A 13,952-nucleotide genomic window follows, 5' to 3' on the forward strand; every position below is an offset into this window, starting at 1 on the left:
GCTGCTGCCCGCCGCGCTCGCGCTGATCGCCGTGCTCGGCGCGGCCACCGCCGGCCTGGGTCTGCTGCTGAGCCGGGTCGCCGACCTGACCCTGCTGGAGGGGTATCTGGCGACCAGCCCCGGTGGCGTGTACGCGGTGCTGGCCACCGCGGTGGAAACCGGGTCCAACGTGACGTTCATCATCGCCGCGCAGGTGGTGCGGATCCTGATGATGCTGTTCGCGGCGCCGCTGCTGGTCCGTGCGGTGGCGTGGGCCAGCCGGGGTCAGAGCCGGGCGATCACCGAGGACAGCAGCGAACCCATCCGCGTCGCGGACTGACGGCCCGCCGCCAGCACCTCCTCGTGGCTGAGCGGCTCCCCGGTCATCCCGGCCGCCAGGTTCGTCACCAGCGACACCCCCAGCACGTCGACGCCGGCCTCGCGAGCCGCGATGGTCTCGTGCACCGTCGACATCCCGACCAGGTCGGCACCCAGCGTGCGCAGCATCCGGATCTCGGCGGGCGTCTCGTACTGCGGGCCGGACAGCCCGGCATACACCCCTTCGGCCAGCGACGGGTCGATCTCGCGGGCCAGCGCCCGCAGCCGCGGCGCGTATGCGTCGACCAGATTGACGAACCGCGCGCCCAGCAGCGGGGAGCGCGCCGTCAGGTTGAGATGGTCGCCGATCAGGACCGGTTGCCCGACGGTGAAGTCCTCACGCAGGCCTCCTGCGGCGTTGGTCAGCACCACGGTGTGCACCCCGGCCGCGGCGGCGGTCCGCACCGGATGCACCACGTGGCGCAGGTCGTGACCCTCATAGGCGTGGATCCGGCCGAGCAGCACCAGCACCCGGTGCGGCCCGATCCGCAGTGAGAGCACCTGACCGCCGTGGCCGTCGGCGCTGGGCGGGGTGAAGCCGGGCAGCTCGGCCATCGGGATCGCGGCGGTCGGGTCACCCAGTTGCGCCGCCGCCGGCGCCCACCCCGACCCCAGCACCACCGCGACGTCATGGGCTTCGACCCCGGTGCGTTCGGCTACCGCGTCGGCGGCCCGGCCGGCCAGACCCGCTGGGTCCTGCGGGTCCGGGGCGTTGGAGGCGTCTTCCACGACCGGAAGCCTAGTGGGCGCGCTTCGCCCCGATCGGACTGTGCGCACAGCAGTGGGATACTGCGTTGCATGCCCACCGCTGCCCCGTCAACATGCGTCGAGGACGCCGTGACCCGACGCCGCAGCGATCTGGTCGAGTTGTCGCACGCCATCCACGCCGAGCCCGAACTGGCATTCGCCGAGCATCGCAGCTGCGCCAAGACGCAGGCGCTGGTCGCCGAACGGGGCTTCGACGTCACCGCGGCGCCGGCGGGTCTGGACACCGCGTTCCGCGCCCAGTTCGGCAGCGGATCGCTGGTCATCGGGGTGTGCGCGGAGTACGACGCGCTGCCCGGCATCGGCCATGCCTGCGGGCACAACATCATCGCCGCCTCGGCGGTCGGCACCGCACTGGCCCTGGCCGAGGTCGCCGACGAGCTCGACCTGACGGTCGTGCTGTTCGGAACCCCGGCCGAGGAGGCCGGCGGCGGCAAGGTGCTGATGCTCGACGCCGGGGTGTTCGACGACGTGGCCGCCACGGTGATGCTGCACCCCGGCCCGCTGGACATCGCCGCGGCGCGCTCGCTGGCGTTGTCGCAGGTGGCCGTGACCTATCTGGGCCGTGAGTCGCACGCCGCGGTGGCGCCGCATCTGGGCATCAACGCCGCCGACGCGGTCACGGTGTCGCAGGTGGCGATCGGGCTGTTGCGCCAGCAGCTGGCCCCGGGCCAGATGGTGCACGGCATCGTCACCGATGGTGGGCAGGCCAGCAACGTCATCCCGGCTCGCGCCGAAATGCAGTACACGATGCGCGCCGGCGACGCGGCGAGCCTGGCTGCGCTCGAGTCCCGGATGGCCGACTGTTTCCTGGCCGGGGCGTTGGGTTCGGGCTGTGAGTACCAGGTCGCCGCGACCGAGCCGCCGTACCTGGAGCTGACCCCCGACGGGTGGCTGGCCGAGACGTTCCGCGCGGAGATGGAGCGGCTGGGGCGCAGCCCGGTGGCCAGGGACCTGGAGGTGGCGCTGCCGCTGGGCAGCACAGACATGGGTAACCTGACCCAGGTCATGCCTGGAATCCATCCGATCGTCGGGATCGACGCCGGTGGCGCGTCGGTACATCAGCCGCAGTTCGCCGCCGCGGCGGTGGGCGCCAGCGCCGACACGGCCGTGGTCGAGGGGGCGATCATGCTGGCGCGCACGGTGGTGGCCCTGGCCGAGAACTCCGCCGAGCGCGGCCGGGTGCTGGAGTCGCTGCAGAGGCGGTCGTCATGAGCGTGTTGACCCACGCCGCGGCCCGTTGGCTGTCGGCCCACTACGACGACCTGGTCGGCTGGCGCCGGCACATCCACCGCCATCCCGAACTCGGGCGTCAGGAGTTCGCCACCACCCAGTTCGTGGCCGCCCAGCTGGCCGACGCCGGCCTGAACCCCAAGGTGTTTCCGGGCGGGACCGGGCTGATGTGTGATTTCGGGCCCGACGACGGGCCGCGGGTGGCGTTGCGGGCCGACATGGACGCACTGCCGCTCGACGAGCGCACCGGGGCCCCGTATTCGTCGCTGGTGCCCGGTGTCGCCCACATGTGTGGCCACGACGCGCATACCGCGGTGCTGCTGGGGGCGGCGATGGCGCTGGCCTCGGCGTCCGAACTGCCGGTCGGGGTGCGGCTGATCTTCCAGGCCGCCGAGGAGCTGATGCCCGGCGGCGCGATCGACGCGATCGCTGCCGGAGCGCTGACCGGGGTATCCCGAATCTTCGCCCTGCACTGCGACCCCCACCTGGCGGTGGGCCGGGTCGGGGTGAAGGCCGGCCCGATCACGTCGGCGGCCGACCACATCGAGGTGACGTTGCACTCGCCGGGCGGGCACACCTCGCGGCCCCACCTGACCAGCGACCTGGTCTACGGGCTGGGCACGCTGATCACCGGCTTGCCTGGGGTGTTGTCCCGGCGGGTCGATCCGCGCCACAGCACCGTGATGGTGTGGGGGGCGGTCAACGCCGGTGTGGCCGCCAACGCCATCCCGCAGAGCGGCACCTTGGCCGGCACGTTGCGCACCGCCAGCCGGGAGACCTGGCTGACGCTGGAAGACATTGTCCAGGAGACGATCTCGTCGCTGCTGGCACCGCTGGGTGTCGAGTATGTGCTGCAGTACCGGCGTGGGGTGCCGCCGGTGGTCAACGAGGAGGCGTCCACCCGAATCGTCACCCGCGCGATCGAGGACATCGGCCCCGACGTGCTGGCCGACACCCTGCAGTCCGGCGGTGGTGAGGACTTCTCCTGGTACCTGGAGGAAGTGCCGGGTGCGATGGCGCGGCTGGGCGTGTGGAGCGGGCAGGGCCCGCAGCTGGACCTGCATCAGCCGACGTTCGACATCGACGAAAGCGCGCTCGGTATCGGGGTGCGCCTGCTGGTGAATCTCATCGCCCACGCCTAGCGGGGGTGTCAGCGGTTGGGCAGACAGGTCTCCAGAATCTTCTTGGTCATCTCCAGCAGGATCGTCAGCAGTTCGGCGTCGTCGACGTCGCTGGTCATCGGGTCGTTGACGCAGCCGTGGATGCCGGCGCTGAGCATCGAGATCGCGACCCGCGATGCCGTATCGGGGTCCGGGCCCAGCAGCACGTCGGCGAGGCGGTCGCCGAGGCGGCGGTATTCGTCGTTGGTCTCGAGCAGGTGGTGGACGGTGGGGTCGCCGTAGAAGACGCTGGAGACGCGGCGGTGCCGGATGATGAGTTCCACCATGCCGCTCATCGACACGTTGCGGCGCGTGTCGGGCGTCGGCAGGGTCTCGGTGATCCGCAGCAGGTGTGCGATGTCGTCGTACACCGGTTTCACGACGGCCAGCGCGATGTCGTCCTTGGAGTGGAACTGGTAGTAGACCGCGGCCTTGGTCACGCCCAGCCGGTCGGCGATCATCTGCAGCGACGTGCCGCTGACGCCGTGGTCGGCGAACAGGTCCAGGGCGGCCTCCAGCACCCGTTCGCGGGCGAAGCCGCGCGTCGCGACCGGCTTGGCCACATGCCCTCCTCGGACCGGCATCAGGCTGCCGATATGTATCCCAGCTCACATCGTGGCCCCTCGCCTGCCCGGGTCACTAGTTAACCTAACGGCTTGAACCAAGTTAGCCGCTTGTATAGGGTATACCTGCTGATCGGGTTATTCATATCGAATGCGTGTCCATCGCAACGCTTTTCGAATCGCCTGGCAGGACGACCCACGGTTCGGAAGGAGTTTGGTGGCTCCGAGCACTGCACCGGCCGAAGCGCCCGTCGACGATCGACGGCCGCACTTCTACCGCATCGCCCGGTTCATCCGGCTGGCCTCGGTCCCCTTCCTGCTGATCTGGATCGCCATCGCCGCGTTCCTCAACATCTCGGTGCCCCAGCTCGAGGACGTCGGCAAGCTGCGGTCGGTGTCGATGAGCCCCGACGAGGCGCCCGCTGTCATCTCGATGCAGCGCATCGGTGAGGTGTTCGAGGAGTACGAGTCCAACAGCTCGGTGATGGTCGTGCTGGAAGGCGAGGACCAGCTCGGCGACGACACCCGCGCCTACTACGCCGACCTGATCGCCGCCCTCGAGGCGGACACGACCCACGTCGAGCACGTCCAGGACCTGTGGAGCGACCCGCTGACCGCCGCGGGCGCGCAGAGCGCAGACGGCCGGGCCACCTACTTCCAGGTCTATCTCGCCGGCGATCAGGGCGAGGCGCTGGCCAACCAGTCGGTGGAGGCCGTCCAGGACCTGGTCGCCGAGAGCCAGCCGCCCGAGGGCGTCAGCGCCTACGTCACCGGCGCGTCTGCGCTGGCTGCCGAGCAGGAGACCGCCGGCACCGAGAGCATGCGGATGATCGAGGCGCTGACCTTCCTCGTCATCACCATCATGCTGGTGCTGTTCTTCCGGTCCATCGTCACCACTCTGTTGATCCTGCTGATGGTCGGGCTCAGCCTGCTGACGGTCCGCGGGGCGGTGGCCTTTCTGGGCTATCACGAGATCATCGGACTCTCCACGTTCGCGACGAGCCTGCTGGTCACGTTGGCGATCGCGATCTCGGTCGACTACGCCATCTTCCTGATCGGGCGCTATCAGGAGGCCCGCGGCAAGGGCGAGACGCCGGAGTCGGCGTACTACACCATGTTCGGCGGCACCGCGCACGTCATCGTCGGGTCCGGTCTGACAATCGCGGGGGCGACGTTCTGCCTGAGCTTCACCCGGCTGCCCTACTTCCAGACCCTCGGAGTGCCCCTGGCGCTGGGCATGCTGGTGCTGATCTGCGTGGCACTGACCTTCGGGCCGGCGGTGGTGACGGCGGCCAGCAGGTTCGGGCTGCTGGAACCCAAACGCGCGATGCGGGTGCGCGGCTGGCGCAACATCGGCGCCGCCACGGTGCGGTGGCCCGGCGCGATCCTGGTGGCCACCGTCGCGGTGTCGCTGGTCGGCCTGCTGGCCCTGCCCGGCTACCAGACCAGCTACAACGACCGCAACTACCTGCCCGCCGACGTCGAGTCGAACATCGGATACGCGGCCGCCGAACGGCACTTCTCCCCGGCGCGCCTGAACCCCGAGGTGCTGATGGTCGAGTCGGACCAGGATCTGCGCAACCCGGCCGACTTCCTGGTCATCGACAAGATCGCCAAGGCGATCTTCGGGGTCCAGGGCATCGGACGGGTGCAGACCATCACCCGTCCGGACGGAACCCCGATCGACGGCACCACGATCCCGTACATCATGAGCCGCCAGGGCGGCACCCAGAAGCTGCACGAGAAGTACCAGCTCGACCGGATGGACGACATGTCGATTCAGGCCGCGGCGCTGCAGAACACCATCGACACGATGCAGCGGATGCAGAGCCTGATGGGTGAGATGTCCGATGTCACCCAGAACATGGTGGCCAAGACCAGGACCATGACCGCCGACATCACCGAGCTGCGCGACCACATCGCCGATCTCGACGATTTCTTCCGGCCGATCCGCAACTACTTCTACTGGGAACCGCACTGCTACAACATCCCGGTGTGCTGGACGGCGCGGTCGCTGTTCGATCTGATCGACGGCACCAACATGCTGACCGACAACGTCCAGGAGCTGCTGCCGGAACTGGAGCGGATGGCGGCGATCATGCCGCAGCTGATCGAACTGATGCCCTCGCAGATCGAGTCGATGCGTTCGCAGCGCGACATGATGCTGACGATGCAGCAGACCCAGGGCGGCATGCAGGAACAGATGGCGGAGATGAGCGAGGACTCCACCGCCATGGGCGACGCGTTCAACGACGCGATGAACGACGACACCTTCTATCTGCCGCCGGAGGCGTTCGACAACGCCGACTTCCAGCGCGGCATGGAGCAGTTCATCTCCCCGAACGGGCACGCGGTGCGTTTCATCATCGCCCACGAGGGTGACCCGCTGTCCCCGGACGGAATCGAGAAGATCGACGCGATCAAGACCGCGGCCAAGGAGGCGATCAAGGGCACCCCGCTGGAGGGCTCGACGATCTATCTGGGCGGCACCGCGGCCACGTTCAAGGACATGGCCGACGGCACCCAGTATGACCTGCTGATCGCCGGGATCGCCGCGATCGCCCTGATCTTCGTGATCATGTTGATCCTGACCCGGGCGATCGTCGCCGCCGCGGTGATCGTCGGCACCGTGGTGCTGTCGCTCGGTGCATCGTTCGGGCTCTCGGTGCTGGTCTGGCAGCACCTGGTGGGTATCGAACTGCACTGGATGGTGTTGCCGATGGCGGTGATCATCCTGTTGGCGGTGGGGGCGGACTACAACCTGCTGGTGGTGTCGCGGCTGAAGGAAGAGATCGACGCGGGCCTGAACACCGGCCTGATCAGGACGATGGGCGGTAGCGGGTCGGTCGTCACCGCCGCCGGCATGGTCTTCGCGCTGACCATGATGACGATGGCGGTCAGCGACCTCACCATCATCGGTCAGGTGGGCACCACCATCGGCATGGGGCTGATCTTCGACACCCTGGTGATCCGGTCTTTCATGACCCCGTCGATCGCGGCGCTGCTGGGGCGCTGGTTCTGGTGGCCGCAGCAGGTGCGCCCCCGGCCGGTGCCGGTGCCCTGGCCGTCCGTCCCCGCGCGGCCGCAGCCCACCTCGGGTCCCTAGCCTGGGTCCCTGGCCTGCCGCGGCCGGGACTTTCCGGTTATCTTTTGGTGGGGCGGGATGTCCTGTCGCTCGATCAAGGGGATGAAATGGGGTTGAGCAGATGAGAATGGCTGTTCTGGGTACCGGCTATCTGGGTGCGACCCACGCCGCGTGCATGGCGCGTCTCGGCCATGACGTCCTCGGGGTGGACGTCGACGAGGCCAAGCTGGAGAAGTTGCGCTCCGGGGAAATGCCCTTCTACGAACCGGGTCTCGAAGAGTTGACCCGCGAGATGGTCGCCGCGGGCAAGCTGCAGTTCACCTCGTCTTATGCCGAGGCGGCCGAGTTCGCCGAGGTGTTCTTCCTGGCGGTCGGCACGCCGCAGAAACGCGGCGAGTTCGCCGCCGACGTATCGGCCATCGATGCGGTGGTGCGAACGCTGGCGCCGCTGATCGACCATCCGGCGGTCATTCTGGGGAAGTCGACGGTGCCGGTGGGTACCGCCGAGGCGGTCCGCACGCTGGCCCGGAGCCTGTCGCCGGCGGGCGACGACCTCGAGCTCGGGTGGAATCCGGAGTTCCTGCGGGAGGGCCATGCCATCAAGGACACCCTGCTGCCGGACCGGCTGGTGCTCGGCGTCGCCCACGACGGCCTGGGCCGCGTGGAGGCGGTGGCCCGCGAGGTCTACGCCGAACCGCTGGAACAGGGAGTGCCGTTCCTGATCACCGATCTGGCCACCGCCGAACTCACCAAGACCGCGGCGAACGCGTTCCTGGCCACCAAGATCTCGTTCATCAACGCGATGGCCGAGCTGTGCGACGCCGCAGGTGCCGACGTCGTGCAGCTGGCCGACGCGATCGGGTACGACAACCGGATCGGCCGCGCCTTCCTCAACGCCGGGCTCGGGTTCGGCGGCGGCTGCCTGCCCAAGGACATCCGGGCATTCATGGCCCGTGCCGGCGAGCTCGGCGCCGCCCCGGCGCTGACCTTCCTGCGTGAGGTCGACAGCATCAACATGCGGCGCCGGACAAAGATGGTCGAGATGGTCAAGGACAGCTGCGAGGGGGGACTGCTGGGGGCCCGCGTCGCGGTCCTCGGCGCGGCGTTCAAACCCGATTCCGACGACGTCCGGGACTCGCCCGCGCTGAACGTCGCCGGCCAGTTGCAGCTGCAGGGTGCCACCGTGAACGTCTACGACCCCAAGGCGATGGACAACTCCCGGGTGCTCTATCCGACACTGGGCTACCCCCCGTCGGCGCGCGACGCATGTCAGAACGCCGATGTGGTGGTGGTGCTCACCGAATGGCAGGAGTTCCGTGATCTCGATCCGCACGAACTCGCCGACGTGGTGCGCCACCGCAAGGTGATCGACGGCCGCAACTGTCTCGACCCGGCGCGGTGGACGGACGCCGGTTGGGACTACCGGGGTTTCGGCAGGGCCGGGGCCCACGCCAAGAGCTAGGAGCCCGCCCCCGGGCCGATGTTGCTCGACGGGCGGGTCCGCAGGTCGTGCACGTATTCGGCCGGGGCACCGGCGATTTCGGCGGCTTCGGCCATCACCCCGAGGTAGCGCGCCGAGGGCACCCCGCCCTCCCACGCGTCGAGCACGTACAGCCAGGCCAGCACCGGGTCGGTGTCGGTGTCCGACGAGGTCCGCTCCACCCGGCAGCGGATCTTCTTGTGGAAGCCGAGCTCGGAGCCCTCCCAGCGGTCAAGGTTGTCCTCGTCTTCCTTGGTCATGTCGTAGAGCACGACGAAGACCTTGGAGCTCGGATCCTCGACCAGGGTGGCCAGCGCGCCCTCCCAGCCGATGTCCTCACCGCCGAACGTCAGACGCCAGCCGTGCAGCCATCCAGTCCCGGACATCGGGGAGTGCGGAGCCCGTTGCAGCATCTGCTCGGGGTGCATGTTCGATCCATAGGCGGCGTAGAGCGGCACCCGAAAAGCTTAAACGCATTGTGAACCCCCCATAGGACCGCACGGTGCGCGGCCCGGTATCCGCACGCCCGCGCCGGCCTTGAGTGCAATAGGTTGGGGGCGTGGTAACGCGCATCGTGATCATCGGTGGAGGACCTGCCGGATACGAGGCGGCGCTGGTGGCAGCCGCCCACGGACGTGACGTCGTTCAGGTGACGGTCGTCGACTCGGACGGACTGGGCGGGGCCTGCGTGCTCTATGACTGCGTGCCGTCGAAAACGCTGATCGCCTCGACCGGGGTGCGCACCGAGCTGCGTCGGGCCGAAGGTCTGGGCTACGACATCGGCATCGATGCCGCCCCCATCTCGCTGCCCGACATCAACAACCGGGTCAAGACGCTGGCGTCGTCGCAGTCCGCCGACATCGGACGGCAGCTGCTCAACCAGGGTGTGACGATCATCGGTGGGCACGGCGAACTGGTCGACGACACCTCGGGCATGGCCCATCACCGGGTGAAGGTCACCACTGCCGACGGCAAGGTCGGTGTGCTCAAGGCCGACGTGGTGCTGATCGCCACCGGCGCCAGCCCCCGCGTGCTGCCCAACGCGGTGCCCGACGGCGAACGGATCCTGACCTGGCGGCAGGTCTACGACCTGCCTGAACTGCCCGAACACCTGATCATCGTCGGTTCCGGGGTGACCGGTGCGGAGTTCTGCAACGCCTACACCGAGCTGGGGGTGACGGTGACGGTGGTCGCCAGCCGCGACCAGATCCTGCCGCACGAGGACTCCGACGCCGCCGCGGTGCTCGAGGAGGTGTTCGCCGAGCGTGGTGTGACCCTGGTCAAGAACGCTCGCGCCGACTCGGTGACCCGCAGCGACACCGGGGTCAAGGTCGCCATCGCCGACGGCCGCAGCGTCGAGGGCAGCCACGCGCTGATGACCGTCGGGTCGGTGCCCAACACCGAGAAGCTGGGTCTGGAGCGGGTCGGTGTCGAGCTCAAGCCCGGCGGCTATATTCCGGTCGACCGGGTGTCGCGGACCCCGGCTTCGGGGATCTACGCCGCGGGGGACTGCACCGGGCTGCTGCCGCTGGCCTCGGTGGCCGCGATGCAGGGCCGCATCGCGATGTATCACGCTCTCGGGGAGGGAGTCGCGCCGATCCGGCTGCGCACCGTGGCCTCGGCGACGTTCACCCGGCCCGAGATCGGCGCGGTGGGCATTCCGCAGTCGGCGATCGACAGCGGTGAGGTCCCGGCCCGCACGCTGACGTTGCCGCTGAGCACCAACGCCAGAGCGAAGATGTCGCTGCTGCGGCACGGCTTCGTGAAGATCTTCTGCAGGCCCGCGACCGGCGTGGTGATCGGCGGAGTGGTGGTCGCGCCGATCGCCTCGGAGCTGATCCTGCCGATCGCGCTCGCGGTGCAGAACCGAATCTCGGTGACCGATCTGGCGCAGACCCTGTCGGTGTATCCCTCGCTGTCGGGGTCCATCGTGGAGGCGGCTCGGCGGCTGATGGCACACGACGATCTCGACTGATCGGGCCGATGGGCTGTCGGGATTGTTCGCCCCGGCCGACGTAGGGTGGTCGGGTACTGGCCGGTAACTGAGGGAGTGCTTGGTGGGCGACGAGATGCCGGATTCGGTCCTTCATCCCGAGGGCCGCGCGCGCGCCTGGGAGCGGCTGGGTGCCGAGCAGTTCGATGTCGTCGTGATCGGTGGCGGCGTGGTCGGCGCGGGCGCGGCGCTGGACGCCGCGACCCGGGGGCTCAAGGTGGCCCTGGTCGAGGCCCGCGACTTCGCCTCGGGGACGTCGAGCCGCAGTTCGAAGATGTTCCACGGTGGCCTGCGCTACCTCGAGCAACTCGAGTTCGGTCTGGTGCGCGAGGCGCTGCACGAGCGTGAGCTGTCGCTGACGACGTTGGCTCCGCATCTGGTCAAACCACTGCCGTTTCTGTTCCCGCTGACCAGGCGCGTGTGGGAGAGGCCCTACATCGCTGCCGGCATCATGCTCTACGATCAGCTCGGTGGCGCGAAATCCGTTCCCGCGCAGAAGCATTTGACACGCTCCGGTGCGCTGCGGTTGTCGCCGGGGCTGAAGCGTTCGTCGCTGATCGGCGGTATCCGCTACTACGACACCGTCGTTGATGACGCCCGGCACACCATGACGGTGGCGCGCACAGCGGCCCACTACGGGGCCGTGGTGCGGACTTCCACCCAGGTCGTGGCGTTGCTGCGGGAAGGTGACCGGGTCACCGGCGTGCGGGTGCGTGACTCCGAAGACGGTGCGGTGACCGAGGTGCGCGGACATGTCGTGGTCAACGCGACCGGGGTGTGGACCGACGAGATCCAGGCGCTGTCCAAGCAGCGCGGCAGGTTTCGGGTGCGTGCCTCCAAGGGGGTCCACGTCGTGGTGCCCCGCGACCGCGTCGTCAGCGAGGTCGCGATCATCCTGCGCACCGAGAAGTCGGTGCTGTTCGTCATCCCGTGGGGAACGCACTGGATCATCGGCACCACCGACACCGACTGGAACCTCGACCTCGCGCATCCGGCCGCCACCAAGGCCGACATCGACTACATCCTCGGCCATGTCAACACGGTGCTGGCAACTCCGTTGACCCACGACGACATCGACGGCGTGTACGCGGGGCTGCGGCCGCTGCTGGCCGGCGAGAGCGAGGAGACTTCGAAGCTGTCTCGCGAGCACGCCGTGGCGGTGCCCGCACCGGGCCTGGTGGCCATCGCCGGCGGCAAGTACACCACCTACCGGGTGATGGCCGAGGACGCGATCGACGCCGCCGCGGAGTTCGTGCCGACCCGGGTGGCGCGCTCGATCACCGAGAAGGTGCCGCTGGTGGGTGCTGACGGGTATTTCGCTCTGGTCAACCAGACCCAGCGGGTGGGCGGGTTCTACGGCCTGCACCCCTACCGGGTGCGCCACCTGCTCGACCGCTACGGGTCGCTGATCGACGACGTGCTGAAGCTGGCACAGGACCGTCCCGACCTGCTCGAGCCGATCACCGATGCGCCGGTCTACCTGAAGGTCGAGGCCGCCTATGCCGCGGCGGCCGAGGGGGCTCTGCATCTGGAGGACATCCTCGCTCGCCGGATGCGGATCTCCATCGAGTATCCGCACCGCGGAGTGGACTGTGCCAGGGAAGTCGCCGAAGTCGTTGCGCCGGTGCTGGGTTGGACGCCCGAAGAGGTCGACCGCGAAGTGTCGACCTACCTTGCGCGGGTGGAGGCCGAAGTCCGCTCACAGCGCCAGCCCGACGACGCCTCAGCCGATGCGCTGCGGGCCGCGGCGCCCGAGGCACGCGCCGAGATCCTCGAACCGGTGCCGTTGAATTGAGTCCCTCGGCGCCGCTGCCCGTCCGTGACGGCCTGGGGCCTGCGCGGGTGCGGATGCAGGGCGGAAACGTGGCCGAGGAGTTCCAGCGGCGCTGGGGGACGGGCGAGAAAGTCCTTGCCGGGGAAGTCGTCTGCGCGGACGGGACGGTCGCCGACGGGACGACGGTGCTGCCCGCCGGTGCAGTGGTCTACCTGTACCGCGAGTTGCCGGACGAAGCGGTCGTGCCGTTCGACATGCCCGTGCTGTACCGCGACGACGATATCGTGGTGGTCGACAAGCCGCATTTTCTGGCCACCATGCCCCGTGGTGGCCACGTTGCGCAGACGGCGCTGGTGCGCCTGCGGCGCGAGCTGGGGATACCCGAACTGGCGCCGGCTCATCGGTTGGACCGGCTGACCGCCGGGGTCCTGCTGTTCACCGCGCGCCGTGAGGTGCGCGGGGCCTACCAGAGCATGTTCGCCCAGGGGCGGGTGCACAAGATCTACCTCGCCCGGGCCGGCCACGATCCGGCGTTGTCCTTCCCGCAGACGCTCACCAGCCGGATCGTCAAGCGCCGCGGTTGCCTGCAGGCGACCGAGGAACCGGGTGAACCCAACGCCCACACGCTGATCGAGCAGCTCGGCGCCGGGCACTACCGGTTGACGCCGCGCACCGGGCGGACCCATCAGCTGCGCGTGCACATGGCGTCGCTGGGGCTGCCCATCCTCAACGATCCGCTGTATCCGGACGTGCTCGACGTCGCTGCCGGTGATTTCTCCTCGCCGCTGAGGCTGCTCGCACACACCCTCGCGTTCCACGACCCGCTGACCGGGGTGTACCAGAGCTTCAGCAGCGGCAGGGCGCTCGGCTCCTAGTGTGCGCCCAGATCGCGAGTACCCCTCGAATCTCACTGCGATCTGAACGCACACCGCGCGTGGTGCGCGCTCCCAGCCAATGTACGACATTCCCAGACCGTTCGCTGGGCGAATTGCGGGGGTGGGCTGGCGGGTCGTTGACGTGCATCGACTTTCTCTAATCGGTCTAATCTAAGTTTGCTCACGAGCATGTTGATTCCGCAACAAGATCAGCTTGGCCGCGCACCGCCCCGCCATGCCCAGTTACTGTGACAACAGGTGATCTCGTGTCGGATCCGCGCAGATCTGGCAAATCGTCGGTCCGCGCAACGGGGCGGCCGCGGTGCCCGCGCGCGGGTTCGGCCCCCACGACTTCACGTCGACTGTCACAATCGACACCGGTGTCGCGGCGTCCGCCGCCGGATACGAGGAGGAGCTCCAAGTTGCGCCAGTCCTGGCTTGTTGCCGTCGCGGCGGTGTTCGTGGGCGGAGTGCTCAGCCCCGTCGTGATGCCCGCACCGACCGCGGAGGCGATCTGCGGTTCGGTCGGTGGACGGTTCGTCGACGTCACCGGGTGTTCGGATCCGCTGTGGGAGATGAATTACGTTACGCCGCCACCGCCTCCGCCCCCGCCACCGCCGCCGCCCCCGCCGCCGGGAGCGCCGCCGCCTCCCCCTCCCCCTCCGCC

At 68.9% G+C, this 13,952-nt stretch carries 12 protein-coding genes; 9 read left to right on the forward strand and 3 right to left on the reverse strand.

Going from position 1 to position 13,952, the window contains the following annotated elements:
• On the forward strand, positions 1–319 hold a 319-nt coding region (locus ACXAID_RS22510; protein ID WP_475024412.1), incomplete at its 5' end, for an AbrB family transcriptional regulator.
• Here the strand turns inward: ACXAID_RS22510 and ACXAID_RS22515 are convergent.
• Positions 265–1,086 carry a purine-nucleoside phosphorylase gene (locus ACXAID_RS22515; protein WP_475024413.1) on the reverse strand — a complete coding sequence of 274 codons (822 nt, stop codon included), beginning with the start codon at positions 1,084–1,086 and terminating at the stop codon, positions 265–267. The two genes, ACXAID_RS22510 and ACXAID_RS22515, sit on opposite strands and share 55 nt — an antisense overlap.
• Positions 1,087–1,155: 69 nt before the next feature.
• Between ACXAID_RS22515 and ACXAID_RS22520 the strand changes: the two genes are divergently transcribed.
• Together ACXAID_RS22520 and ACXAID_RS22525 are read left to right on the forward strand one after the other, a co-directional pair.
• Positions 1,156–2,337 (forward strand): M20 family metallopeptidase, encoded by a 1,182-nt coding sequence (locus ACXAID_RS22520; protein ID WP_475024414.1) that lies wholly within the window; start codon positions 1,156–1,158, stop codon positions 2,335–2,337.
• Positions 2,334–3,497: an amidohydrolase gene (locus tag ACXAID_RS22525; RefSeq protein ID WP_475024415.1), complete on the forward strand. Its 1,164-nt coding sequence runs from the start codon at positions 2,334–2,336 to the stop codon at positions 3,495–3,497. Before ACXAID_RS22520 ends, ACXAID_RS22525 begins: the two co-directional genes overlap by 4 nt.
• Before the next feature lie 8 nt (positions 3,498–3,505).
• On the opposite strand, the gene ACXAID_RS22530 is transcribed toward ACXAID_RS22525, so the two are convergent.
• On the reverse strand, positions 3,506–4,078 hold the full coding sequence (locus ACXAID_RS22530) for a TetR/AcrR family transcriptional regulator (RefSeq protein WP_475024416.1): 573 nt from the start codon (positions 4,076–4,078) through the stop codon (positions 3,506–3,508).
• A gap of 151 nt (positions 4,079–4,229) precedes the next feature.
• On the opposite strand from ACXAID_RS22530, the gene ACXAID_RS22535 reads away from it, so the two are divergent.
• Both ACXAID_RS22535 and ACXAID_RS22540 read left to right on the forward strand, forming a co-directional pair.
• A complete protein-coding gene (locus ACXAID_RS22535; protein ID WP_475024417.1) occupies positions 4,230–7,184 on the forward strand; it encodes an MMPL/RND family transporter in 2,955 nt (984 codons plus the stop codon).
• A 100-nt stretch (positions 7,185–7,284) separates the two neighbouring features.
• Positions 7,285–8,625 carry a UDP-glucose dehydrogenase family protein gene (locus ACXAID_RS22540; protein ID WP_475024418.1) on the forward strand — a complete coding sequence of 447 codons (1,341 nt, stop codon included), beginning with the start codon at positions 7,285–7,287 and terminating at the stop codon, positions 8,623–8,625.
• On the opposite strand, the gene ACXAID_RS22545 is transcribed toward ACXAID_RS22540, so the two are convergent.
• Complete coding sequence (locus tag ACXAID_RS22545; RefSeq protein ID WP_475024419.1) at positions 8,622–9,101, reverse strand: gamma-glutamylcyclotransferase family protein; 480 nt, start codon at positions 9,099–9,101, stop codon at positions 8,622–8,624. The two genes, ACXAID_RS22540 and ACXAID_RS22545, sit on opposite strands and share 4 nt — an antisense overlap.
• A 101-nt stretch (positions 9,102–9,202) precedes the next feature.
• Here ACXAID_RS22545 and ACXAID_RS22550 point away from each other — a divergent pair, with 101 nt between their 5' ends.
• The 4 genes from ACXAID_RS22550 to ACXAID_RS22565 all read left to right on the forward strand — a co-directional run.
• Positions 9,203–10,618 (forward strand): NAD(P)H-quinone dehydrogenase, encoded by a 1,416-nt coding sequence (locus ACXAID_RS22550; RefSeq protein ID WP_475024420.1) that lies wholly within the window; start codon positions 9,203–9,205, stop codon positions 10,616–10,618.
• Between the two features lie 94 nt (positions 10,619–10,712).
• Positions 10,713–12,431: a glycerol-3-phosphate dehydrogenase/oxidase gene (locus ACXAID_RS22555; RefSeq protein WP_475024422.1), complete on the forward strand. Its 1,719-nt coding sequence runs from the start codon at positions 10,713–10,715 to the stop codon at positions 12,429–12,431.
• A gap of 53 nt (positions 12,432–12,484) precedes the next feature.
• Positions 12,485–13,285 (forward strand): pseudouridine synthase, encoded by an 801-nt coding sequence (locus tag ACXAID_RS22560; RefSeq protein ID WP_475024423.1) that lies wholly within the window; start codon positions 12,485–12,487, stop codon positions 13,283–13,285.
• 422 nt (positions 13,286–13,707) lie between these two features.
• On the forward strand, positions 13,708–13,952 hold a 245-nt coding region (locus tag ACXAID_RS22565; RefSeq protein WP_475024421.1), incomplete at its 3' end, for an RNA-binding protein.

The sequence above is a fragment of the Mycobacterium sp. ABE4_509 genome, from assembly GCF_056160785.1.

Bases quoted from the DNA above. Each gene is read 5' to 3' on its own strand.
- ACXAID_RS22520 (WP_475024414.1), top strand. From the start codon at position 1,156: ATGCCCACCGCTGCCCCGTCAACATGCGTCGAGGACGCCGTGACCCGA.
- ACXAID_RS22525 (WP_475024415.1), top strand. From the start codon at position 2,334: ATGAGCGTGTTGACCCACGCCGCGGCCCGTTGGCTGTCGGCCCACTAC.
- ACXAID_RS22535 (WP_475024417.1), top strand. From the start codon at position 4,230: ATGCGTGTCCATCGCAACGCTTTTCGAATCGCCTGGCAGGACGACCCA.
- ACXAID_RS22540 (WP_475024418.1), top strand. From the start codon at position 7,285: ATGAGAATGGCTGTTCTGGGTACCGGCTATCTGGGTGCGACCCACGCC.
- ACXAID_RS22555 (WP_475024422.1), top strand. From the start codon at position 10,713: ATGCCGGATTCGGTCCTTCATCCCGAGGGCCGCGCGCGCGCCTGGGAG.
- ACXAID_RS22560 (WP_475024423.1), top strand. From the start codon at position 12,485: ATGCAGGGCGGAAACGTGGCCGAGGAGTTCCAGCGGCGCTGGGGGACG.